Source organism: Rhodanobacter sp. MP1X3, from assembly GCF_014207165.1.
Classification (GTDB): domain Bacteria; phylum Pseudomonadota; class Gammaproteobacteria; order Xanthomonadales; family Rhodanobacteraceae; genus Rhodanobacter.
Window position 1 is genome coordinate 41605 of record NZ_JACHCO010000007.1, and the last position, 24800, is coordinate 66404.

At 62.0% G+C, this 24800-nt stretch carries 13 protein-coding genes; 11 read left to right on the plus strand and 2 right to left on the minus strand.

What is annotated here, in order from left to right; genetic code table 11:
* Positions 1-15: 15 nt before the first annotated feature.
* From HDE79_RS17355 to HDE79_RS17390, 8 genes are all read left to right on the plus strand, one after another.
* A complete protein-coding gene (locus HDE79_RS17355; protein ID WP_255483603.1) occupies positions 16-1281 on the plus strand; it encodes an acetylglutamate kinase in 1266 nt (421 codons plus the stop codon).
* Between the two features lie 4 nt (positions 1282-1285).
* Positions 1286-2272 carry an N-acetyl-gamma-glutamyl-phosphate reductase gene (argC, locus tag HDE79_RS17360; protein WP_184603793.1) on the plus strand — a complete coding sequence of 329 codons (987 nt, stop codon included), beginning with the start codon at positions 1286-1288 and terminating at the stop codon, positions 2270-2272.
* A 52-nt stretch (positions 2273-2324) separates the two neighbouring features.
* Positions 2325-3689, plus strand: a complete 1365-nt coding sequence (gene proS / locus HDE79_RS17365) for a proline--tRNA ligase (protein WP_184603794.1) — start codon at positions 2325-2327, stop codon at positions 3687-3689.
* Positions 3686-4981, plus strand: a complete 1296-nt coding sequence (argH, locus tag HDE79_RS17370; protein ID WP_184603796.1) for an argininosuccinate lyase — start codon at positions 3686-3688, stop codon at positions 4979-4981. Before proS ends, argH begins: the two co-directional genes overlap by 4 nt.
* A complete protein-coding gene (locus HDE79_RS17375) occupies positions 4978-5340 on the plus strand; it encodes a cupin domain-containing protein (protein ID WP_184603798.1) in 363 nt (120 codons plus the stop codon). The genes argH and HDE79_RS17375 overlap by 4 nt, the downstream gene beginning before the upstream one ends.
* 6 nt (positions 5341-5346) lie before the next feature.
* Positions 5347-6519 carry a glutamate 5-kinase gene (gene proB / locus HDE79_RS17380; RefSeq protein ID WP_184604110.1) on the plus strand — a complete coding sequence of 391 codons (1173 nt, stop codon included), beginning with the start codon at positions 5347-5349 and terminating at the stop codon, positions 6517-6519.
* Entirely contained in the window at positions 6516-7778 is a 1263-nt protein-coding gene (locus HDE79_RS17385; RefSeq protein WP_184603800.1) for a glutamate-5-semialdehyde dehydrogenase, read from the plus strand. Before proB ends, HDE79_RS17385 begins: the two co-directional genes overlap by 4 nt.
* Before the next feature lie 594 nt (positions 7779-8372).
* Positions 8373-9674 (plus strand): MFS transporter, encoded by a 1302-nt coding sequence (locus HDE79_RS17390; RefSeq protein WP_221440226.1) that lies wholly within the window; start codon positions 8373-8375, stop codon positions 9672-9674.
* Here the strand turns inward: HDE79_RS17390 and HDE79_RS17395 are convergent, their stop codons facing one another.
* A complete protein-coding gene (locus HDE79_RS17395; RefSeq protein ID WP_184603802.1) occupies positions 9675-10709 on the minus strand; it encodes a helix-turn-helix domain-containing protein in 1035 nt (344 codons plus the stop codon). It abuts the gene before it with no gap.
* Between the two features lie 607 nt (positions 10710-11316).
* Here HDE79_RS17395 and HDE79_RS17400 point away from each other — a divergent pair.
* Both HDE79_RS17400 and HDE79_RS17405 read left to right on the plus strand, forming a co-directional pair.
* Positions 11317-12132: a sulfotransferase gene (locus HDE79_RS17400; RefSeq protein WP_184603804.1), complete on the plus strand. Its 816-nt coding sequence runs from the start codon at positions 11317-11319 to the stop codon at positions 12130-12132.
* 133 nt (positions 12133-12265) lie between these two features.
* Positions 12266-22483 (plus strand): autotransporter-associated beta strand repeat-containing protein, encoded by a 10218-nt coding sequence (locus HDE79_RS17405; RefSeq protein WP_184603806.1) that lies wholly within the window; start codon positions 12266-12268, stop codon positions 22481-22483.
* A 206-nt stretch (positions 22484-22689) separates the two neighbouring features.
* Here HDE79_RS17405 and HDE79_RS17410 read toward each other — a convergent pair whose 3' ends face one another.
* Positions 22690-23094 carry a hypothetical protein gene (locus HDE79_RS17410; protein WP_184603808.1) on the minus strand — a complete coding sequence of 135 codons (405 nt, stop codon included), beginning with the start codon at positions 23092-23094 and terminating at the stop codon, positions 22690-22692.
* 500 nt (positions 23095-23594) lie between these two features.
* Here HDE79_RS17410 and HDE79_RS22095 point away from each other — a divergent pair, with 500 nt between their 5' ends.
* Positions 23595-24797: a transglycosylase SLT domain-containing protein gene (locus HDE79_RS22095; RefSeq protein ID WP_255488490.1), complete on the plus strand. Its 1203-nt coding sequence runs from the start codon at positions 23595-23597 to the stop codon at positions 24795-24797.
* Positions 24798-24800: the final 3 nt, after the last annotated feature.

Below are 24800 nucleotides of genomic sequence, written 5' to 3' on the forward strand. Positions count from 1 at the left end.
CGCCTGCTGGAAAGCATGGGTAGCGCGAAGGAAATCCAGCAATACCTCAAGCGCTTTTCGCAACTCGATGCGAAGCGCTTTGCCGTGGTCAAGGTGGGCGGCGCCGTGCTGCGCGACGAATTGTCCGAGCTCACCTCGTCGCTGACCTTCCTGCAGCAGGTAGGACTTACGCCGATCGTGCTGCATGGCGCAGGCCCGCAGCTCGATGAAGAACTTGCCGCCGCCGGCATCGAGAAGCAGACCGTCAACGGCCTGCGCGTGACCTCGCCACAGGCGCTGGCGATCGTGCGCAAGGTCTTCCAGCAGCAGAACCTGCGTCTGGTCGAGGCGTTGCAGTCGATGGATACGCGCGCCACCTCGGTGCCGTCGGGTGTCTTCACGTCGACCTATCTCGATCAGAATGTCTACGGCTTGGTCGGCAAGGTGCAGAGCATCAACCTCGCGCCGATCGAAGCCAGCCTGCGTGCCGGTTCCATTCCGGTCATCGCCAGTCTCGGCGAAACCGAGCAGGGGCAGATTCTCAACATCAACGCCGATTTCGCCGCCAATGAGCTAGTACGCGTGCTGCAGCCGTACAAGATCGTGTTTCTCACCGGTACCGGCGGGTTGCTTGACGACAAGGGTGCGGTGATCGATTCGATCAACCTCAGCACCGAGTTCGATCATCTGATGGCGCAGCCGTGGATCAACGGTGGCATGCGTGTGAAGATCGAGCAGATCGCCGATCTGTTGGGTGATCTGCCATTGACCTCGTCGGTGTCGATCACGCGGCCTGCGGAGCTGGCCAAGGAGCTGTTTACGCACAAGGGCTCAGGCACTTTGGTGCGGCGCGGCGAGCGCGTGCTCACCTTTGATTCGTGGGACGGTATCGACCTGGCGCGCATGCGCGTGCTGATCGAGTCGAGTTTCGGCCGCACGCTGGTGCCGGATTATTTCGAGCGCACGACACCGCGGCGCATCTACCTCAGCGAAAACTATCGTGCGGCGATGATTCTCACGAACGAGGAAGGGCTGGCCTACCTCGACAAGTTCGCCGTGCTCGACGACGCGCAGGGCGAAGGCCTGGGCCGCGCCGTGTGGCAGGTGATGCGCGAGGAAAATCCACAGCTGTTCTGGCGTTCGCGCCACGGCAACGTGATCAACCATTTCTACTACGCCGAATCGGACGGCTGCCTCAAGCAGGAGCGCTGGAAAGTGTTCTGGTACGGTTTGCCCGACTTCGGCACCATCGCCCGCTGCGTCGCGCACTGCGCCACGCGGCAGCCGACACTGCTGGATTGACACCATGACCTTGTCGAACAACGAAGCGCAAAAGAAATCCATCGGCATTGTCGGTGCACGCGGTCACACCGGCGCCGAACTGATCCGGCTGATCGCTGCGCATCCGTCGTTGGAACTGGCTTTCGTTTCGTCGCGCGAACTGGACGGCCAATCCGTGGCCGACCATGTGGACGGCTATAGCGGTGAGCTGCGCTATGCGAGCCTCGATGCGCAGGCGGTGGCAGGGCAGGCGGCGGACGTGGTGATCCTGGCCTTGCCCAATGGTGCGGCGGCATCGTATGTCGAGGCCATCGAGGCGGCGCATCCGCAAACGCTGGTACTGGATCTGTCTGCCGACTATCGCTTCGACGAACGCTGGTATTACGGCCTGCCAGAACTCACCCGCGACAAGTGGCACGGTCAGACGCGCATCAGCAACCCCGGTTGCTACGCCACCGCGATGCAGCTTTCCATTGCGCCGCTGAAGGACCTGCTTGCCGCGCCGCCGGTGTGCTTCGGCGTGTCGGGCTATTCGGGTGCAGGCACCACACCATCGGACAAGAACGATCCAGAAAAGCTGCGCGACAACCTGATGCCGTACGCGCTGACCGGCCACATGCACGAGAAGGAGGCTTCGCGCCATCTTGGTGTGCCAGTGGAATTCATGCCGCACGTGGCACCGCACTTTCGTGGCCTCACTGTTACCACCAATCTATATCTCTCGCGCAAAATGACGCGCGAGGAAGTGCTGCAGCGTTTCCGCAACGCTTACGATGCGGAGCCGCTGGTGAGGGTTGTCGACGAGGCGCCGTGGGTTAGCCACATCGCGCATCGACATCATGCGGAGATCGGTGGCTTCGCACTCTCCGCCGATGGCAAGCGCGTGGTGATCGTCGCGACGCTGGACAACCTGCTTAAAGGCGCCGCCACGCAGGCGATGCAAAACATCAATCTTGCCATTGGCTGCGCCGAGCTGGCCGGCATCGATCCGGAGACGACTGGCCGACCGTGAAAGGGCATCGCAGCCCCTCACTGTCGTCCAAGTCAACTACCGGAGATTCATCATGCGCTTGTCCCGCTATTTATTGCCCGCCCTGAAAAACGATCCTGCCGAAGCGCAGATCGTCTCGCACCGCCTGATGCTGCGCGCCGGCATGATCCGGCAGGAAGCCGCCGGCATCTACGCCTGGCTGCCGTTGGGCCTGCGCGTGCTGCGTAACGTCGAGCGCATCGTGCGCGAAGAAATGGACTTGGCCGGCGGAGTCGAGTTGCTTATGCCGACCCTGCAACTGGCCGATCTTTGGCGTGAGAGTGGCCGCTACGATGCCTACGGTCCGGAAATGCTGCGCATCACCGATCGCCACGAACGCGAATTGCTCTATGGGCCGACCAACGAGGAAATGGTCACCGAGATTTTCCGCAGCTATGTCAGCTCCTGGCGAAGCCTGCCGCTGAATCTCTATCAGGTGCAGTGGAAGTTCCGTGACGAGCAGCGTCCGCGTTTCGGCCTGATGCGCGGACGCGAGTTTCTGATGAAGGATGCCTATTCGTTTGATCTGGACGAAGTTGACGCGCAGCGCTCCTATCGCCGCATGTTCGTCGCCTACTTGCGGATGTTCGCGCGAATGGGCCTGAAGGCCATTCCGATGCGCGCAGAAACCGGCCCGATCGGCGGCGACTTGTCGCACGAGTTCATCGTGCTGGCACAAACCGGCGAGTCTGCCGTCTACTGTGATAGCGACGTACTCGATCTACCCGTGCCCGCATCGGATATCGACTATGCCGGCGATCTTCAACCGGTGATTGATGCATGGACCAGGCTCTATGCAGCGACCGAAGATGTGCATGATACCGCGCGCTTCGAGCGCGAGGTGGCACCAGAAAACCGTGTGCATACGCGTGGCATCGAAGTAGGGCAGATTTTCTACTTCGGCACGAAGTATTCGCTTCCGATGAAGGCGACGGTGACCGGTGCGGACGGCGTGGCCCGTCCGATTCACGGAGGCTGCTATGGCGTGGGCATATCACGCTTGATCGGTGCCATCATCGAGGCCAGTCACGACGAACATGGCATCGTATGGCCCGCATCGGTATCGCCGTTCGACGTTGGTTTGGTCAACCTGAAGTCCGGCGATGCGCGCACCGATACCGCCTGTGAAACGCTGTACGCAAAGCTCCAGGCAGTCGGCGTGAGTGTGCTGTACGACGACACCGACGACCGTGCCGGCGGGAAGTTTTCCAGGATGGACCTGATCGGTCTGCCCTGGCAGCTCATCGTTGGCCCGCGTGGTCTCGACACCGGCGTGGTAGAGCTGAAGCAGCGCGCCAATGGTGAACGGCACGAGCTATCCATCGGGGCGGCATTGCAATTACTGACAGCATCGCATTCAAATCAAGCCAGCAACTATTCGGGCGGAAAAACCTCATGACTGATCTTCTATGGCAAAAAGCGGGCGTGGCGACGAATGCGCGAATCATGGCGTTTCTTGCCGGTGACGACGTGCTGCTCGATCGCGAATTTTTTCTGCACGACATCACTGCCAGCAAGGCGCATGTCGAAGGTCTGGCGAATATCGGTGTTGTAAGTGCCGACGAGGCGGCTGAATTGAAGCGCGAGCTGGATGCGCTGGCCGAAGATTTTCGCAGCGGATCGTTCGTACTGGACGACCGCTACGAAGACGGTCACTCGGCGATCGAGGCGCGACTGACCGAGCGTCTTGGCGATGCCGGTCGCCGCGTGCATACGGGTCGCAGCCGCAACGACCAGATCCTGGTCGCGACGCGCCTGTGGCTGAAGGACCAGCTAGCCACCTTGCAGTCGCATTGCCGCGCCATCGCGCAGGTATGTCTCGATCGTGCCGCACAGCCGGCGTTGCCGCTGCCGGGCTATACGCACCTGCAGCGTGCTGTGGTCTCGTCCACCGCGATGTGGTTTGCCGGTTTCGCCGAAGGTTTTATCGACAATGCACAGCGTGCCAGACAGACGTCCATTTGGATCGATGCCAATCCGCTGGGCACTGCAGCCGGCTACGGCGTCAATCTGAAGCTCGATCGCGAGCACACTACACAGGCATTGGGTTTTGCGCGCATGCAGGTTTCGCCGATCTACGCGCAGCTCTCGCGTGGCAAGTTCGAGATGGCCGTACTGGAAGCCATTGCCAGTGCGCTGCTCGATCTGCGTCGGCTGGCGTGGGATCTGTCGCTGTTCACCACGGCAGAATTCAACTTCGTCAGCCTGCCGTCGGAGTACACCACCGGCAGCTCGATCATGCCGAACAAGCGCAACCCCGATGTGGTGGAACTGCTGCGCGCCAGCTATGCCAGCGTGGCCGCGGCGCGTACCGAGATCGAGCAGCTGCTGTCGCTTCCCTCGGGCTATCAGCGCGACCTGCAGTTTTCCAAAGGCTCGCTGTTCCACGGTTGCCGGCATGGACTCAGCGCGCTCGAACTGGTGCCCGATCTGCTGGCACGGTTGCAGTGGAATGAAGCTGCGATGCGCGCTGCAATCGAGCCGGCGATGTATGCCACCGATGTGGCGATCGAACAGGCCGCCGCCGGTGTGCCGTTCCGCGACGCCTATCGCGCTGCCGCCGAAACTGCAGCCAACGCTGGCGAAGGCCGCACGCCCGAGTCCAGTCTCGCCGCACGCACATCGCCCGGCGCTGGTCACGATTTGCGGCTGAATGAATTGGTCGCGCGGCTGGCGCAGTTCGACGCATGAACGCATCAGTTTCCACGGACAACGCCGCGCACTATCGCTGGGGTGGAGTCTGCGATGGTTGGCATCTTTTGGCTGGCGATGACCTCAGTGTGATTGAAGAACGCATGCCACCCGGTGCAGCCGAAGTGCGTCATCGTCATGCGCGTGCACGGCAGTTTTTTTATGTGCTGGAGGGTGTAGCCACGTTGGAGGCCACCGGTGTGACGCATACACTGAAAGCAGGGCAGGGACTGCATATATCGCCGGGCACGGCGCACCAGATGCGCAACGAATGTGCTGCCGACCTGCGTTTCATGGTCATCTCTGCGCCGAAGAGTCACGGTGATCGCGAACTCGCCCCGCTGGACGAGGTGGGATAGGTGGGAATTCGGACATCCGTTCACGATCTACCCGAGCAGCCGTTGCCGCCTTGGCGCCGAGCAGTGCTCAAGGTCGGCAGCAACTTGTTGGCAGCGGATGGCGGCGGGCTGACCGTGCGCCATGCGTCTGCGCTGGCGCAGTTCATCGCCGCCAGCCATGCGCAAGGCAAGCAGATCGTGCTGGTTTCTTCGGGTGCGGTGGCGGCGGGTCGCGCGCTGCTGCGCGAGCACACGGTCAGCGCCAGCGATCTGGTGGCGAGGCAGGCGCTGGCAGCGCTTGGTCAGGCGCCTATGATTGCACTGTGGCAGAGGTTGTCCGCGCGTCCGGTGGCGCAGGTGCTGCTGACCCACGACGACCTGCGTCATCGCCGTCGCTATCTCAACGCGCGCGCCACACTGCGCGAGCTGCTGGCGCTGGACGTGCTGCCGGTGATCAACGAGAACGACACGGTAGCTGTCGATGAATTGAAGCTCGGTGACAACGACAACCTCGCAGCCATCGTGGCGGCGTTGGTCGATGCCGATCTGTTATTGATCGCCTCGGATATCGACGCGCTGTATACCGCCGATCCGCGTATTGATGACACGGCCATGCCGATCGCCGAAGTCACTGAGCTCACACCGGCGATTCTCGCGATGGCCGGTGGCAGCGGTAGCAGCGTCGGCACCGGTGGCATGCGTACCAAGCTTGAGGCGGCCGGCAAGGCTGCGGCTGCGGGCATCGCCACGGCGCTGTTCTGCGGCAGTGATGCGGCGACCGTACAGGGGCTGAGCGAGGGCCGGCTGCAGGGCACGTTGGTGCACGCACCGGGCAGCCGCATGCAGGCGCGCAAATACTGGTTGCGTCATGCGCCAGCCGCGCCGGGTCGCATCGTGGTCGATGACGGTGCGGCGCGTGCGTTGGCCGGTGGTCGCGCTTCGCTCCTGCCGGGCGGTATCGTCAGTATCGAGGGCGAGTTTCATCGCGGTGACATGGTGGAGATCATGACCATAAAAATAGGCGACGCGGCGCAGCGCGCCGTCGCGCGCGGCCTCAGCCAGTACGGCGCGGCCGAAGTGCGCCGGCTGGCCGGTCATCACAGCCGCGAGATTCCCGCGCTGCTCGGCTACAGCTACGGTGGCGAGGTGGTGCATCGCGACGATATGGCCACGCTGGTTAGCTCGGATACCGCCGCATGAGCGCGATACGCACGCAGGCACTGGCTTGCCGCGAGGCAGCGCGCCGCATTGCTGTGCTCGATACGGCGGCGAAGCAACGCCTACTGTGTGACATGGCCGACGCACTCGAATCGCAGGTCGATGTCGTGCTCGAAGCCAATGTGGAAGACATGCGGCTGGCCATGGAAAAAGGCGTGCAGGGTGCGATGCTCGATCGTCTTCGGCTCAATGTTTCGCGCGTGCAGACGATGGCAGCTGGATTGCGCGAAGTCGCCGAGCTACCTGATCCCGTCGGTATGGTCACACGCCGTGAAACCCGACCGAACGGCCTCAGCATTGAACGTGTGCGCGTGCCGCTGGGCGTCATCGCGATGATCTACGAGGCACGCCCAAACGTCACTGCCGATGCCGCCGCACTGTGCCTGTTTGCGGGCAACGGTGTGATCCTGCGCGGCGGTTCGGAAGCACTGCAGTCCAACCTCGCCATCGCCGCCGCCTTGCAAACCGCACTGCAGACCAACCATCTACCCGCCGCTGCACTTACGTTAGTGGATGACCTCAGTCGCGAGGCGATGGTCGAGTTACTGCAACTCACCGATATCGTCGACCTGGCGATTCCGCGTGGCGGCGAGGGGCTGATCCGTTTTGTCGCCGAGCATGCACGCGTGCCAGTAATCAAGCACTACAAGGGTGTTTGCCATCTGTACGTGGATCGCGCGGCCGACCTTGCCTTGGCGCTCAATCTTTTGATTGACGGTAAGACTACGCGACCTGGCGTCTGCAATGCGCTGGAAACTCTGCTGGTGCATGCGGACATTGCCGAAAGCTTTTTGCCGCTGGCGGCGGCAGCGTTAAGTGAGCGTGGCGTCGAACTGCGTGGCTGCGAGCGCAGTCGCCAGTGGGTGCCTGCCATGAAGTCAGCGACCGACGACGACTATGCCGCCGAGTTCCTCGACCTGATTCTCGCCGTGCGCATGGTCGACGATCTCGATGAGGCCATCGCGCACATCCAGCGCCATGGCTCCGATCACACCGAGGTCATTGCCAGCGCCGACGAAGCCGCGGTGCAGCGTTTCGTGCATGCGCTTCGCTCAGCGGTGGTGATGGTCAACGCCTCCTCGCGCTTCTCCGACGGCGGCCAGCTCGGCCTCGGCGCCGAGATCGGCATCTCCACCACCCGCTTGCACGCCTACGGTCCGATGGGTGCCGAGTCGCTCACTATCGAGCGTTTCGTGGTGCGTGGCCACGGCCAGGTTCGGCATCCGCACAACCGTGTGTGAGTGTCGGTAACCGGCCATGCACCGGCATCTTTCGGCCGACCACTCGCGAGAAATACGGAACTGAACATGCTCGACAGAAAAGGCTGGTTTCGCCGACTGCCTTGAAGGTTGTGGAGATGCCGTAACATGGCATGGTTGATGCTTCCATGTTTACCGGGCCGGCGGCGGCGGATCGCTTGGCCTCGGTGAAATCGGTATCTCCGCCGCTCGCTTGTATGTCTTATGCGTCGCACGGAGGTGTGCAGAGGAACCGTCAATACCAGGGGGGAATGTGCGATCAGTTCATTTGTTTTGGGTCTGCCGAGGTCATATTCGACACCGACCGGCTCTGGTGCAGCAAGCCGTGCCTTCTGGCGCGATCCGCAATTCAACCTGCGCGGGGTAAGGGTAGTGTGAGTGCGCCGGTCGGCGATGCCTGCGCTGGCAACGGCGATCGCCATGCCACCTTGTTGAGAGTCTGTCCAAGGACGACGTAATGCCTATCGACAAAGTTGGAACCGGGGGAAATTGGCATCGCCTATTGATTCCCGTACGCAAAATGTTCACTGCTGCATTGAAACGCTGCGCACATAAATCCGGAGAACGCGGCTAGCCATGACCATGCTGACGGATTTCGATAGACCAGCTCGCGCGGGACTGACGCGGATGGTTGCCGCCATTGTGGTGGGCAATGGCTTTATCGCGTACGACTTCACGATCTACAGCTTGTCAGCGGTGACGATAGGCACGCTGTTCTTTCCGTCCCGTAATCCCGTCTCGTCGTTGTTACTGTCGCTCGCCACGTTCGGCGCCGGTTTTGTGATGCGACCGCTCGGTGCGGCGATCATTGGACATATTTCCGATAGCCGAAGCCGCAAGACGGGCATGATGCTTTCGCTCATGTTGATGACGATTGCGACGTGGATGATCGCGTGCATGCCGACCTATGCATCGATCGGTCCGGCGGCGACGGTGCTGATGGTCGTCGCGCGATTGATGCAGGGGCTGGCTGCGGGCGGAGAGATTGGTCCAGCGTCGGCATCGTTGATGGAGGCGGTGGCACACGAGCGTCGCTGTTTCATCGTCAGCTGGCGCGGTGCCAGTCAGGGAATGGCCGCATTCACGGCGGCACTGATTGCGGCGAGCACGACGGCACTCCTCTCTCCAGCGACCATGCAGGACTGGGGCTGGCGCATACCCTTTATGATTGGTGGGCTGATCGGTCCGGCAGGCTGGTACTTGCGTCGCCGCATGCCGGCGATCGCCGAGCAATCCAGCAGAAAACTCATGTTCAGGCCGCTGTTTGCCGAGCATGCGCGCACGCTTGTGTACGGCGTGCTCATGATGGCGGCACCATCGGCGAGCTTTTATGTTGCGGTGTTCTACTTGCCGAGTTACTTGGTCCAGACACTGCATTGGCCCGCCACGATCAGTCTGGTGACAGCCTGTCTGTCGGGTCTGATCATTCTGGTGATGACGCCGCTGGTCGCCGCTATCGCGGACCGCTACGCGAGCCGAAAGACAGTTCAGTACGTCATGTTCTCAGTCTCCCTGATGGCGACCTATCCTGCGTTCCGGTTGTTGACCCAAGGCGTCGGTCATATCGGGGGGCTGCTCATCATGGCGACCTACGTGACGCTTTCGCTGAATAACGCCGGCGCAGGATCGGTGCTGATGCTTGAGGCGTTCCCACGACATCAACGCGCGGCGGGGCTTTCAGTGATCTATAGCCTTGGCGTGGTGATTTTTGGCGGATTTTCGCCGCTGCTGGTGACCTGGCTGATCCATCTCACCGGCGACACCATGATGCCCGCGTGGTATCTGATCGGCGCCACGGCGACTACGCTGTATGCGTTGAATCGGTTTCCCGAGAATAGATATGCACGAGTCGCAACCTCTGGCATCAGTGCGGATTGATCAGTGCGCAGCGAGCGTTTGCTGAAGGGCGATAGCCCGAGCCCGCATGTCTTTGGGGCTCATGCTGAAGGCCCGACGAAAAGCGCGGGTAAAATCCGAGGCGCTCTTGAAGCCCAGCCCGTAGGCAATCTCGACCACCGGGAGGTGGGTAAAGCGCACCAGCTCATCGGCCGCCGTTCGCAACCGGCGATAACGGATATAGGTGCCCAGGCCACCTTCGTACTCGAACCAGCGGTAAATCGTGGCGCGTTTCAGCTGCAGCGCATGGACGACATAGGTCGGTGTGAGATCGCTCTGGTGCAGATTGGCCTCGACGAAGCGTCGCACCTGACCGATCACGGCGGTTTGCACGGCGGCACGATGGTCGCCGGCCAGATGAGACGTTTTCCGAAATCCAGCGACGAGAAGTTCGGCGCTGGCGCGCAATGCGTCGAAGGCATCGGTGGCGTCAAGCCCGGATATCTCGTTGCCGATGGCTGCCATGTGATCCCAGACAAGTCGGCCAAGTGGCGTATCCATTGGCAGCGCGCGGCCGTGAATCGATTCGCTGTCGGGCAAGCCCGCATCCACGATGGCGCGCGGCACAAACAGTGTCAGAACCCGGCATGCCGGCCGGTCGACGCGAAACGGCTGGCTCATGTCAAACGCGATGATGCTCTTCGACTGGTTGGCCGTGCTGCGCTTGTGACTCATGCCGGTCACGTTGCCAGTGCTGCCTTCCAGAAAGAGATGAAAAGCGTAGTCCCGGCGCATGTCCGTGGAAACGCGGGCCACCGAACGCTCAAGCACCATCGAGTCCGTGCGGCAGTCAGTAAAGACCATCCCGTCAACCGCGTACAAATCGATGTTCGCGCCAAATCCGTCGGTCAGCTGGGTGGACGATGGCGGTACATCGACCACGTGGCCGACTCGCTGGCGCCAAGCCAGTACCTGCGCGTCGGTACTTAGCGCGCGTGTGCTGAAGCTGCTGGTCGCGGTGTACGCGAGCTGTGTGTCTTCATCGACAGGTCGACGCGCGATTGATGTTTGGGTCATAGGTACCGTCGAGGAAAAAGCAACCGGTCCAGCGTTGATGAAAGGTCGAGCAAGCAGCATGCCAACGATCGCAGGTCATTGAACGAGCGTTTTCGCGAAGCGCTGTCCTGGTTTTGGTGAAACGCAAATGCCGGTATGTCCTGCTCCTGTACTCGCAAATCGGTTGTGACGACGCACAGCGTCGGGTCGCGCCCACCCACGCAACTTTCGCCCTGGAACACGGGCGAAAGTGAGCATTGCCTCGAAAGACCCTGCTGACCGGACACGGCGGATTCTGGCTGGCCTGGGTCCATTTTTTATCCCGGCATCTGATTTGTCTACGCATAAACGGCAAATTTTTGGAAGTGAGACGCACGGTCAATAGTTGCCAAATTTTGTGACCATACTCACAAAAAATGACATCAAGTTAACCCTGGCCCCTACCGTGGCCTGTCGAAAAAGCTTGCGCAGGAGAGTTTTGCTTGCCGGGCAGGCGAGGTTCACCTGGACAGGGTGGACATCGCCCGCACCAGCAAGGCGTGAACAGGTGTTGGGTGAAGTTCAACGGGCATAAGCCAGTTTTTTTCGTTCAACGTGCCAACGGATAAGACGTCGGCAGAGGGGAAATATGGAGCATCAATTTCACTTTGTTTCGGGTCTGCCGAGGTCGGGTTCTACCCTTCTGGCGGGGCTGCTGCGCCAGAATCCGCGTTTTCACGCCGGCATGAGTGGGCCCGTCGGTGGGCTGTTCAATACTCTGCAAGGCGAGATGAGTGGCCGCAACGAGTACTCGGTATTCATCACCGATGCCCAGCGCCGACGCCTGCTGCAGGGCCTGTTCGAGGATTACTACGGCGAGGAATTCACCGCCGAGGTGCTCTTTGATACCAACCGGATCTGGTGCAGCAAGCTGCGCCTGCTGAAAGAGCTGTTTCCGACGGCCAAGGTCATTGCCTGCGTGCGGCATATGCCGTGGATCATCGACAGCATTGAGCGGCTGGTGCGCAAGAACGCGTTCCAGCCCTCGTCCATCTTCAACTACCAGCCCGGTGGCACGGTTTACTCGCGCGCCGAGGGCCTCGCCAACGGCGACGGCATGGTGGGCTTTGCCTATAACGCACTGAAAGAGGCGTATTACAGCGAAGACACCGCCAATCTGATGTTGCTGCAGTACGAGACGCTGACCAGCGATCCGGCCAAGGCCGTGAAGGCGATCTACGACTTCATCGGCGAACCGGCCTTCGCCCACGACTTCGACAACGTCAGTTACGACGCCAACGAGTTCGACCTGCGAGCCGGCACGCCCGGCTTGCATACGGTGCGCAACAAGATCGAGGCGCGCGCGCGCCGCACCATCCTGCCGCCGGACGTGTTCTGCCGTTTCGAGAACGACGCCTTCTGGCGCGAGCCGCAACTCAACCTGCGCGGGGTGCGGGTGGTCTGAGCACCGCCAATTGCCGATGACTTCGTCGACAAAAATTCTGTTTCTACAAATTCGATCCGGGCAGGGCGATGCACTGGATCACTTCCATAACTAGCAAGCCATTTCATTTAGTAACACCACAGGGAGCTCCACCATGAATCGCATCTACCGCATTGTCTTCAACCGCACGCTCGGCGTGCCACAAGTGGTTTCCGAATTGGCGAGTTCCTCACAGGGCGGTGCTGGCTCCAGTTCAACGAGTCGTATTCGAGGATTCATTCGACATCCCCTGATGCTGGCTTGCGCGATGGCGCTTGCTCTGGCTGCCGTGACACCCACTGAAGTGCGTGCAGACGGAGGCAATGGAGGACGCGGAAACGGCGCTAGCGGTGGTGCTGGTGGCACGGGAAGTAATCCGGTCGGCCAAGCCGGCGCAACGAATCTTTCGGGCCCGTGGGATTATGGCGGCGGCGGCGGCGGCGGCGCTTCGTACTTTAGCGGCATATTGCTCGGTCAAGGTGCGGCCGGGGGCAATGGCGGTAACGGCGGAGCAGGGGGCGCTGGCGGTGGCGTCGGTGGCGCCTATTCGTCCACCACCATTCTTGCCGTAAGCAAGAGCGGCGGCGTGGGCGGTGCCGGTGGCAACGCGACTAATAATGTCGGCGGATTTGTCGACGGCGGCGGCGGCGGCGGCGGCGGCGGCGGTTTTGGTGTCGTAAGCACCGGCGGCAATTTTTCCGTGGGCGCTGGTTTATCGGTGACCGGTGGCGCTGGCGGAATGGGTGGCGCCTGGGGCGGCAATGGCGGAGAAGGCGGCGGCGGTGGCGGCGGCCAGGGCGGCGGCGGCGTGCTGCTCTCGAGTACCGGCACGACCTTCTCCAACAACGGCACTGTCACGGGCGGTGCAGGCGGTGCAGGCGGTTCAACCGGTTATGAAACAGGTGGCTCAGGTGGTGCCGGTGGCGCTGGAGTAGTGTTTACGAATGCCGCGGGTGGCAACCTAGTCAATACAGGGGTCATTAGCGGTGGCGCAGGCGGTTCAGCCGGAAATAATAACGGCGGTGCCGGTGCCGGTGGCGTTGGAATTACGGGTAGCAGCCTCTCGATCGTCAATAGCGGCACCATCAGCGGTGGCTTCGCCAATGGTGGCAGCGGCGCGCAAGCCGATGCCATCTTGTTCAGTGGCATCAACAACACCTTGGATTTGCAGACCGGCTCCGCTATCAACGGCGCAATCGAACTCGCTTCCGGCAGTACCGCCACGATTGCTGCCCAAGACAGCAGTCTGGGCCTGAGCAATGCCATAGAACTCGACAGCAGCACATCCGCACTTACCGTCGACACCAGCACGGACAATCTCACTGTGTCCGGCGTGATTTCTGGTGCGGGTTCATTGACCCAGAGTGGTAATGGCGTACTGATACTCGCAGGAGCTGATACTTATAGCGGAGGCACCACCATCAGTGCCGGCACCCTGCAGGTGGGCAGTGGTGGCACTACGGGTTCCATCACGGGTAACGTTGCCGATAGCGGTGCTTTGGTGTTCGACCGCAGCGATGCAGTGACCTACGGTGGCGTGGTCAGCGGCACCGGCGCGCTTTATCAGAACGGCGCAAGCGAGCTGGTACTGACTGGCGCCAATACCAATACCGGCGGTAATGTCATCCAGTCCGGCACAATGCAGATCGGTAACGGCGGCACCACTGGTTCGATCATGGGTGATGTGACCGACAACGGCACGTTGGCCTTTGACCACTCCGACGACGTGACCTTCGACGGTGCGATCACTGGCGCCGGCAATCTGACGCAGTCGGGTACCGGCGTGCTCACGTTGAGCAACGGCACCAGCAGCTACAGCGGTCTTACTACGGTCAGCGCCGGTACGCTGGCGCTGACCGGTGATGCCAGCATCGCCGCATCCAGTGGTTTGGTCGACAACGGCACGTTTGATATCAGCGCTACCAACAACGGCGCCACCATCGCTTCGTTGAGCGGGAGCACCAGTGGTGCGGTGTTACTCGGCGGCCAGTCGCTGACGTTGTCCAACGCCAACGATACGTTCGGTGGTGCAATCAGTGGCACGGGTGGTCTGACGCTTTCGGCTGGCAATGAAATGTTGACCGGCACGAATACCTACACGGGCGACACGGCGATCAACGGCGGCACGCTGGCGATCACCAGTGGCGGCAGTGTGACCAGCACCGGGAATGTTATCGACAACGGTACGTTGATCGTGGACGGCGCCGGGTCGAGCATCACCGCAACCGCCGGCGGCACGCCGTTCCAGGTGGGCAGCACCGGCACCGGTAGCCTGACGGCGAGCAATGGCGCATCGGTCAATAGCACGGGCGAACTCAACATCGGCCAGAACGCCGGCGATACCGGCATGGTCACCGTCACCAGCGGCGCAAATGTCACTGCGGCGGCGAGCATCAATGTCGGTAAATACGGCAGCGGCGCGCTGACGGTTTCCGATGGCGGCTCGGTCGACAGCAGTTTCCTCTCGATCGCCGACCAGGCCGGTTCGACCGGCGCGGTGACCGTGACGGATGCAGGTTCATCGGTGACAGTTGAGCCAGGCGGCCAGATCGTGGTTGGCAACCATGGCGGCAATGGCACGCTGACCATCGCCAACGGTGCTTCGGTGATGGGCGACAGCGTGTCGATTGCGGCGGATGCAGGCTCGATCGGTGTGCTGAACATCGGTGCGGCCGCAGGTAATGCCGCGACAGCGGCGGGTACGCTGAATACCGGCGCCGTCACCTTCGGCGCGGGTACGGGTTCCCTGGTGTTCAACCACACCGATCCCGGCTACACCTTCGATCCGACGATCAGCGGTAACGGTGCAGTCAATGTGCTGGCCGGCACGACCATTCTCACCGCAGGCAATACCTACACCGGCGTCACCAACATCAACACCGGCGCCACGCTGGCACTGACCGGCACGGGCAGCATCGCCAACTCCAGCGATGTCATTGCCAATGGCACGTTCGATATCAGCAACACGACCAACGGCGCATCCATCGTGTCGCTGGACGGCAGCGGTAATGTCGACCTGGGCACACAGTCGTTATCACTGACCAACGCCAGCGGTACCTTCGGTGGCGTCATCAGCGGTAGTGGAAGTCTCAACGTGGCAGGTCCCATTGAAATCCTGTTGGGCGAAAACACCTATACCGGCGGTACGACGATCGGTAACGACACTGATCTGCTCATCGGCGATCAAGGAACGACCGGTTCCATTGTCGGTGACGTGACCAACAACGGTTATCTGCTTTTCGACCGCAGCGATGCCATCACGTACAACGGCGTGGTCAGTGGCAGCGGCGGGCTCTATCAATACAATGGCACCGGCACACTCACGTTGACGGGCGTCAACACGTTTACCGGAAATACCGCGATCTTCGGCGGCACGTTGGCACTGAACGGCAACGGCAGCGTTGCGGACGCGTACAACGTCATTGACTACGGCACGTTCGATATCAGCAATACGACCAACGGCGCATCGATCACCTCGCTGAACGGTAACAGCAGCGGCAACGTCAATCTCGGTGCACAGACGCTGACGTTGACCAACGCATTCGATGAGTTCGACGGCAGCATCGCCGGCAGCGGCGGCCTCACGGTGGGCGCGGGCACCGAGACGCTGGGCGGCGCCAATGCCTACACCGGCAGCACGACCATCAACACCGGCGCTACGCTGGCACTGACCGGCACGGGCAGCATCGCCAACTCCAGCGATGTCATTGCCAACGGCACGTTCGATATCAGCAACACGACCAGCGGCGCGTCCATCGTGTCACTGGACGGCAGCGGCAATGTCAACCTGGGTACACAGTCGTTGTCACTGACCAACGCCAACGGCAATTTCGCTGGCGTCATCAGCGGCAGCGGTGGCCTCAGCGTCGCAGGCCCCATTGAAGTTCTGACCGGAGACAACACCTATACCGGCGGTACGACGATCGGTAACGACACTGATCTGCTCATCGGCGACCAGGGGACGACCGGTTCCATTGTCGGTGACGTGACCAACAACGGTTACCTGCTTTTCGACCGCAGCGATGCCATCACGTACAACGGCGTGGTCAGCGGCAGCGGCGGGCTCTATCAGTACGATGCCACAGGTACCCTCACGTTGACGGGTGCCAGCACGTTTACCGGAAATGCCGCGATCTTCGGCGGCACGTTGGCACTGAGCGGCAACGGCAGCGTTGCGGACGCGTACAACGTCATTGACTACGGCACGTTCGATATCAGCAACGCGACCAACGGCGCATCGATCATCTCGCTGAACGGTAACAGCAGCGGCAACGTCAATCTCGGTGCACAGACGCTGACGTTGACCAACGCATTCGATGAGTTCGACGGCGTCATTGCCGGCAGCGGCGGCCTCACGGTAGCGGCGGGCGGCGAGACGCTGGGCGGCGCCAATGCCTACACCGGCAGCACGACCATCAACACCGGCGCTACGCTGGCACTGACCGGCACGGGCAGCATCGCCAGCTCCAGCGATGTCATTGCCAACGGCACGTTCGATATCAGCAACACGACCAGCGGCGCATCCATCGTGTCGTTGGACGGCAGCGGCAATGTCAACCTGGGTACACAGTCGTTGTCACTGACCAACGCCAACGGTACGTTCAGCGGTGTGATCGCGGGCAGCGGAGGTATGGTTGTTGCTGCTGGTCAGCAGGTTCTTGACGGCGTCAACACCTATACCGGTGCGACGACCGTCCAGGGCGGCACGCTGCTGATCGGTGACAGCGCCAACGCCGCTGCATCGATTGCTGGCGATGCCAGCGTTGATAGTGGCGCAACGCTCGGCGGCTTTGGTTCGGTGAGCGGGAACGTGGATGTCGCGAACGGTGCGCATCTTGCTCCGGGTAGCAGCGGCAGCATCGGTACGCTGACAGTCAACGGTGACCTGATCGTCGCGCAGGGCGGCGTGCTCGATTACGAGTTCGGCACCCCGGGTGCCGGTTTTGGTACGGCTGGCACCGGCGATCTGGTCAATGTCGGCGGCAACCTGACGCTGAATGGCGCGACGCTCAACGTCAACGCCGATCCTGACTTCGGCTCGGGCCTGTACCGACTGTTCAACTACAGCGGCACGCTGACCGAAACCAATGGCGGCATCACGTTCGGAACGGTGCCGGCCGGCGACACGCTGGTGATCCAGACGCTGACGACGGACAAGCAGATCAATCTGGTCAACACCGGTGGCCAAGCACTCAACATCTGGAACGGCAACGGCCTGGCGTCGCCCACGCAGATGGGCGGCGGTACGGGTACGTGGTCGACGACTTCGTCAAACTGGACCGACGTCAATGGCGACGTATCGGCGCCGATGATCCCGCAGCCGGGTGTCGCGATCTTCGGCGGCGTTGCAGGCACGGTCAGCGTAGACGACAGCGCGGGTGCGGTATCCGCTACCGGCTTGCAGTTCATGACCGATGGCTACGTCATGAACGGCGATGCGTTGACGCTGGTCGCCGATGCCAAGGGCAACGCACCGGTCATCAACGTAGGTGATGGCACCACGGCTAGCGCCAGTGATGTCGCCACGATCGACAATGTGTTGCAGAGCACTGACGGCCTGGTCAAGAACGACTACGGCACGCTGATTCTCAACGGTGCATCCAGCATCAGCGGCGCGTCGGCGGTCGAAACGGGCGAGCTTGACCTGGACGGCAGTGGCAGCAACTTCTCCGGTGGCATCACCCTGTCCAGCAGCACCACGCTGGTGGTTGGCGGTGCCGGTGCCGGCGTGACCGTGACCGGCGCCAGTGGCACGGCGGGTAGCTCGCCGTTCAAGTACGGCGGTGCTGGCGGCAACGGCGTAGCGGGCGGCGCAGCGATCAGCGGCAGCGGTTTTGTGCTGACCAACAACAGTCAGGTCGTTGGGGGGCAAGGCGGCTCGGGTGGTGCTGGGAAATACTGGCCGGGTACGACGCCGGTCAGCGGTAGCGGCGGCGCCGGCGGTGCGGGCGGCGCCGGCGTGAGTGGCACGGGTTTCAGCTTGACCAACACGGGCTTTATCGGTGGTGGTGCCGGTGGCTATGGCGGTCGTGGTGGCAGCGGGGTCGCGAACGCGAGCCAGGGAGCGGCTGGCAACGGCTACACCGGTGGTGCGGGCGGCGCGGGCAACGACGGCGTCACGGGTACCGGTTTCACCTTGAGCAATGCTGGCGTCATTGCCGGTGGCTACGGCGGCCGCGGCGGTCAGGGTGGTTACGGCGCCCACGGTACGACCGATGCGAGTCAGGCCGGCGGCAACGGAGGTGTCGGCGGCAATGGCGGTAACGGCGGCGTCGGCGTGGGCGGTACCCAGTTCAGCCTGGACAACAGCGGTCTCGTTCTTGGCGGCGCAGGTGGTTCGGCAGGCACCGCGGGCTCGGCGGGCAGCGGCAGCTACTCCAGCGGCAGCGCGGCGCCTGGCAACGGCGGTACGGGTGGCGTGGCCGGTGTGGGCGGCGCCGGTGGTGCCGGCGTGGCGGGCAGCTATTTCAACGTGACGAACGAAGCGGCAGGCACTATCGCCGGTGGCCGAGGTGGCTACGGTGGCTACAGTCGCCGTGGCAGCAGTGGCGGCTCCATGGCGGGTGGCGGCGCGACAGGCAGCTATGGCGCAGGTGGTATCGCGAGTGTGGCGGGTGTCGGGGGTGCGGGTATCAGCGGCGATCACTTCGAGGTCGTCAATAATGGCGCGATCAATGGCGGCTACGGCGGCTTTGGTGGCGAGCCCGGGGACAATGCTACGACTGCGGCGGCGATGGCAGGCGGCACCGGCGGCACCGGCGGTGCGGGTATCAGTGGGAGCTACGCCACGATCACCAACAATGCAACGGGTGTTGTCACCGGCGGTCAGGGCGGTTCGGGTGGCTACGGCAGCTATAGCAATGCAACCGGCGCGACCTCCGGCGCGGGCGGCACCGGCGGCACCGGTGGTGCCGGTATCAGTGGCACGCAACTGCTGATCACCAATGCGGGTGCCATCAGCGGCGGCGCGGGCGGTTTGGGCCACTACGGTGCCAGCGACAGCAATGACAGTTCCGCACTGTCCGCGGGCGGTGCGGCGGGCGCTGGCGGCATCGGCGGCGCGGGTGTCGCCGGTTCGTCCTTCACACTGACCAACACGGGTACGGTCACCGGCGGTGCCGGTGGCATCGGTGCGGTAGGTAACACGGGCTCCTCGTACGGCGGTGCCAACGGCAACGGCGGTAACGGTGCCGCCGGTGCTGCGGGCGGTGCCGGTGTCAGTGGTTCGTCGTTTACCGTGATCAACAGCGGCAGCATCGTGGGCGGTGCCGGTGGCTTGGGTGGCACCGGTGGGGCGGGCGGCAGCAACGGCACGGCACCCAATGGCAGTGCCGGCACCGACGGTGTAGGCGGTGCGGGTGGCGTGGGCGTGGTGTCGACGGGTAACTCGATCGTGGTCAATAGCGGCAGCATTGCCGGTGGTCTGGGCGCGGACGGCACGCAGGCCGATGCGGTCGACTTCAGCGGCGGCAACAACGCGCTGGAGATCGATGCCGGTTACGCGTTTACCGGCAAGGTCATCAGCACTAGCGGTGCGACCCAGGGCGGTGACACTCTCGATCTGGGTGGCGTCACCAACGACAGCTTCAATGTTTCGCAGATCGGCGCCGTCGGTAGCGGCACCGAATATCAGGGCTTTGCCAACTTTGCCAAGACCGGTTCCAGTACCTGGACCTTGACGGGTACGGGCAATGCCAGCGAGGCGTGGACCATCGTCGCCGGTACATTGGCGGCCAACACCACCAGTCTGCTGGGCAACGTGACCTTTGCACCGGCCGCGGGCAATACGGTGGCGGTTGATTTTGATCAGACGCAGAACGGCATTTATGCCGGCGTAGTGTCCGGTGATGGCACGCTGGAAAAAACCGGTAGTGCCACATTGACCCTGACCGGCGCCAACAGCTATACCGGTGGCACCACGATCAGTGCCGGTACCTTGCAGTTGGGCAACGGCGGCACGACCGGCTCGATCGCCGGCAATGTCACGGACAACGGCACGCTGGCATTTGATCGGGCCGGTGCGGTGACCATCGATGGGGTGATCAGCGGCACGGGCGGCGTGACGCAGCTCGGCAGCGGTGCCGCCGTATTGACCGCGGCCAACACGTATACCGGCAGCACCACGATCAGCGCTGGCACGCTGCAACTGGGCAACGGCGGCACGACCGGTTCGATTGCTGGCAATGTCACCAACAACGGCACGCTGGCGTTTGATCGTTCCGATGATGTGAGCTTTGCCGGGGTGGTTTCCGGTACTGGCAGCGTGGCCCAGTCCGGTCCGGGTAGCTTGACGGTGACCGGCACCAACACCTACACCGGTGGCACCACGATCAGTGCCGGTACGCTGCAGTTGGGCAACGGCGGCACGATCGGCTCGATCGTCGGCAATGTCACGGACAACGGCACGCTGGCATTCGATCGGTCCGATGATGTGAGCTTTGCCGGCATCGTTTCCGGCAGCGGCCGGGTGACCCAATCCGGTTTGGGCAGCTTGACGTTGAGCGGGCTCAACAGCTATAGCGGCGGCACCACGCTCAACGCCGGCACGCTGGTGCTGGGCAATGCTTCCTCGATCGGCAGCGGCACGCTGGCGATGGCGCAAGGCACGACGCTGGATATCGCCAACAGCTTCACGTTGGCCAACGCGATCACGCTGTCGGGCGATCCGACCATCAACGTGGCTACCGGCCTGAGCACCACGCTTAGCGGTGGCATCAGTGACGGCACGCAAGCGGGCGATCTGGTCAAGACCGGTGCCGGTACGTTGATCTTGACCGGTGCGGACACCTATACCGGCAGCACGGAAGCGGCGGCAGGTACGCTGGACGTGGAAGGCAGCCTGACCAGCGCGGTGAGCGTGGACAGTGGTGCAACCCTGGTGGGTAACGGCAGCACCGGTGGCATGACAATCGCCGCCGGGGGCGTGGTGTCGCCGGCTGGCAATGCCATCGGCACGCTGACGGTGAACGGCAACGTCACCCTGGCCGCCGGTTCGACCTATCAGCTCAACGCGACCGATACCGGCAGCAGCGATTTGATTCAGGCAACTGGTAAAGCCACGCTTGGTGGTGGCTCGGTGGTGGCGATGGAGGCGGGCAGCAACTGGAATGCCAAGACCCGCTACACCATCCTGACGGCGAGTGGCGGTGTCAGCGGCACCTTCGGCACGGCGAGCAACAACTTTGCTTTCCTGACCCCGACGCTTAGCTACGATGCCAACGATGCGTATCTGACCTTGCTGCGTAATAACGTCGGATTTCCCACCGTCGGCGTGACGCCGAATCAGATCCATACGGGTGCCGCCATCGAGGCCTTGGGTACGGACAGTGCTGTTTACGAGGCTGTGGTGCCGCTGGCAGCGGATCCGGCGCGTACGGTGTTTAACGAACTGGCCGGCGACAGCTTGGCCAGCACGCGCACGGCGATCATCGACGACAGCCATTACGTGCGTGATGCGATCAACAACCACCTGCAGGGTGCGCAGGGCACGGGCGAGACGACCCAGGCCGACGATCAGGGCAGCGTGTGGGCCAGCACCTGGGGCCACGGTGGCAACAACGACAGCGACGGCAATGCGGCCCGGATGGGCAGCAACGGCAGCGGGCTGTTGGTGGGTGCCGATCACAACCTCGATGCGTGGCGTGTGGGCGCGGTGGCCGGCTCTGGCCAGCTGTCGAACAACACGACCTACGGTTCGGGCGATGCGCATAGCACCGATACGGTGTTTGGCCTGTACACCGGCGTGGACGTGGGTGCCTGGCAGTTCCAGGGTGGAGCGGCGCACAGCTGGTACCAGACGAGCAGCCATCGTCAGATCGATGTGACCGGGATCGAGGATCGCGCCACCGCCAGCTACAACAACGGCGTGACGCAGGCGTATGTGGATGGCGGTTATCAGTTCACCTTTAACCAGGGCAGTCTGACGCCGTACGCCGATGTGGCGCGTGTGTGGATCCATCAGGGGGCGATCAACGAGGGCAACGAAGCGGCGGCAGCGCTGGATGTGCAGGCCAATGGGACGGCGGTGAACTACGGCACGGTGGGCTTGCGTGGTGCCTACAACCCGTCACCGGTGGTGCAACTGCACATGAGTCTGGGCTTCCAGCAGGCGTGGGGTGATCTGCGCTCGATCGATCAGCAGACTTTCGCCAACGGCGGCACGACGAGCTTTACGGTGGCCGGTGTGCCGGTGGCCAAGAGCTCGGGTGTACTGGACTTCGGCCTGCGCCTGCAGCTGAGCAAGAGCGTGAGCGTGGATACGAGCTATCACGGTCAGTTCGCCAGTGATGCCAGGGATCAGGGTGCACGCATGGCGCTAAACGTGGCTTTCTAAAAGACGCGTGGTCTGAAACGAAAAGCCACCCTGGTTATCAGGGTGGCTTTTTTATGCGGGGATAGGCTGTGATGAAATGCAGATGGACCCGGTTGGGCATTTCTTCCCGACGAGTTCGGCATCTGACCAACATCCAAATAACAGGGAACTTGCGCTAGCCAGTTGACGCTTGAATGATTTCTAATGGCCGGTGTTGTTTTACGTTGCTAGCGCAGACTGCGCTGGATCACGAGTTCGCCATCGACTGTTCTACCGGCTTGGGTGAAGCCGAGTTTTGTGAGAATTTTTTGGACAGCTCGACGTTCGAGCTTGCGATTTTCGACGGTGGCGACCAGGTGGCCAGGTGCGCCGTTTTCGCGTACGAGGCCTTTGAAGCCTTCGATCGTCTTTTCCATCAAACGAACGTTCAAGCCAGCGAGTCGACTCGCCGGACGGATAAACATGCGGACAAATCCGTAGGACACGCCCTGGTCATCGAGACGTATCGCCACCGTGCAAGCGCCAGCGATGCTGTCACTTTCCACGTTGTGGAGAACGCACGCTACTTCCCATGATCGGCGCCATGCCTCATCCGGATTCGCGAGTGCTCCTTCCTGCAGCCAGAAAGTCACGATTTTCTGTCGTAGTGATTTCGTTATGTTTCCGAATACCCAACGTATCTCAAAATCCGATAGAGGCCCAGTTGATGTAACCGACGTTTTGGTCATGAAAGAGTCCTGTCTACGGATATGTTTTGCAGCATTAGAGGGGTTTGAGAAACATGAGGGTCTATTTTGGAGGCTGATACCGTTGCGAAAGAAGCAGACAGCGACGGCCCATCGACGTTGAATAGAGCGGTAGTAGGGAAAGTCTGAGCCGACTTGAAAGCGGCCCAGGCAGTCGATGGATGGCTATGCACGATGGCCTTTGAGCCAGAATATCCATGTTTCGTGCTGGTCGACTATCATGGACATCCGCGTCGAGCCGTTAAACGTCACTCTTTCGGCGCATTCCGCACGGCCAAGAGCCGATGCGGGGATAACAGTTTTGCACTGCCGCGTGCAGTGAATCAGCTTGTGAATGGTTTGATGGATGGATTACAGATGCTTGGCGTTCGGTGGCTCTGATAAACATGGTTGCCTCCGATACGAGCGCCAAACGACCTGCTGCCGTTGCTTCCCTGCGCAGGCCCAAACGGGTTTATCTCGTGCCGCCTGCGTGCTGGAAATCCGCCAGGCTGGCCGCGCAATCAGCGGCAGTGGACTGGTCGCTGGTCGTATCCGCGCCCGCGTCGTGGTCAGAGCGATGGACCAGGCCAGCGCCAACATCCAAGGTCTCGCTGCATGGTTTGAGTAGCGCCGCACTGCGCATTTCTGCATCGGCGCATATGGCCCGTTTGCATGCAGCATTGTTCTCCGCGCTGCGCGGCGTGGATGTTGCGAAAACGGTGGCGGCTCTCGGAAATCGTGTGGCGCGCTGGCCCTGGCCAGCGTGGGATCAAATCAACAGGCGCAGGGCACTGACCGCGTTTTCGCTCTGCGTGGCCTTCGGCGCTATCGCCATCCCGTTGGTGAGCGGCGTGGCGCATTCGCAGCCGGAGCTTGAAAGTCACGCGATGCTGAGTGCGCCAGTGACTTCGCAAACACTGGCAAAAAGCGTTGCCAGGCCGGTTATCGCACCCCCGGTGTTGACTGAGAAAACGGACGATATTGAATCTATCGTAGTGCTGCCGAAAGCGGCTCCGGCGATGCGCTCCGATTCGCCATCCGCTATTGCGTCGCTGTCGGACGTCAGCACGATGGACTTGATGATGCCGATCGCCGAGCCCGATCTGAATATCGCCTCGCATCAAAGTCTGTGGGCGCAGGTGGGCAAGGAGTTTGGCGTCGATCCGCTGCTGCTTTACAGCATCGCGCTGGTCGAGTCGCGATCGCTGCATCCCGGTGGTGACATCGGTCCGACCCCTTGGTTGTTCCGGGTCAACGATCGCCTGGTTGTTGGCGAACGGCATCACGTGCAGATGGAGATGGCTGTGGCAAGCCAGCTCAATGCCACCGTCCAGGACGTGGGCATCATGCAGGTCTACTACCCGATGCACCGGGACGCTGTTCGCGATCCGCTAAGCCTGCTCGACCCAAGAACCAATATCTCGGTGGCGGCGAAGATCCTGCACGACGGCATGCGCGAAACACGTGATCCGGTACTCGGCGTTGGCTATTACCACAGCCATACGCAACAGCTGGCAAGGGACTATGGCACCGCCGTGATGACGGTCTATCAACGTCTGAAGATTGTCTATCGCTCCGGGAAAAACGCGCAGATCGTTGCTCGTTAATCC

What these genes read in the sequence shown, in the direction of transcription:
- argH (WP_184603796.1), top strand. Translation starts at nt 3,686, where the DNA reads ATGACTGATCTTCTATGGCAAAAAGCGGGCGTGGCGACGAATGCGCGA.
- HDE79_RS17405 (WP_184603806.1), top strand. Translation starts at nt 12,266, where the DNA reads ATGAATCGCATCTACCGCATTGTCTTCAACCGCACGCTCGGCGTGCCA.
- HDE79_RS17375 (WP_184603798.1), top strand. Translation starts at nt 4,978, where the DNA reads ATGAACGCATCAGTTTCCACGGACAACGCCGCGCACTATCGCTGGGGT.
- HDE79_RS17385 (WP_184603800.1), top strand. Translation starts at nt 6,516, where the DNA reads ATGAGCGCGATACGCACGCAGGCACTGGCTTGCCGCGAGGCAGCGCGC.
- HDE79_RS17395 (WP_184603802.1), bottom strand. Translation starts at nt 10,709, where the DNA reads ATGACCCAAACATCAATCGCGCGTCGACCTGTCGATGAAGACACACAG.
- HDE79_RS22095 (WP_255488490.1), top strand. Translation starts at nt 23,595, where the DNA reads ATGGTTGCCTCCGATACGAGCGCCAAACGACCTGCTGCCGTTGCTTCC.
- HDE79_RS17355 (WP_255483603.1), top strand. Translation starts at nt 16, where the DNA reads ATGGGTAGCGCGAAGGAAATCCAGCAATACCTCAAGCGCTTTTCGCAA.
- proS (WP_184603794.1), top strand. Translation starts at nt 2,325, where the DNA reads ATGCGCTTGTCCCGCTATTTATTGCCCGCCCTGAAAAACGATCCTGCC.
- argC (WP_184603793.1), top strand. Translation starts at nt 1,286, where the DNA reads ATGACCTTGTCGAACAACGAAGCGCAAAAGAAATCCATCGGCATTGTC.
- HDE79_RS17400 (WP_184603804.1), top strand. Translation starts at nt 11,317, where the DNA reads ATGGAGCATCAATTTCACTTTGTTTCGGGTCTGCCGAGGTCGGGTTCT.
- HDE79_RS17390 (WP_221440226.1), top strand. Translation starts at nt 8,373, where the DNA reads ATGACCATGCTGACGGATTTCGATAGACCAGCTCGCGCGGGACTGACG.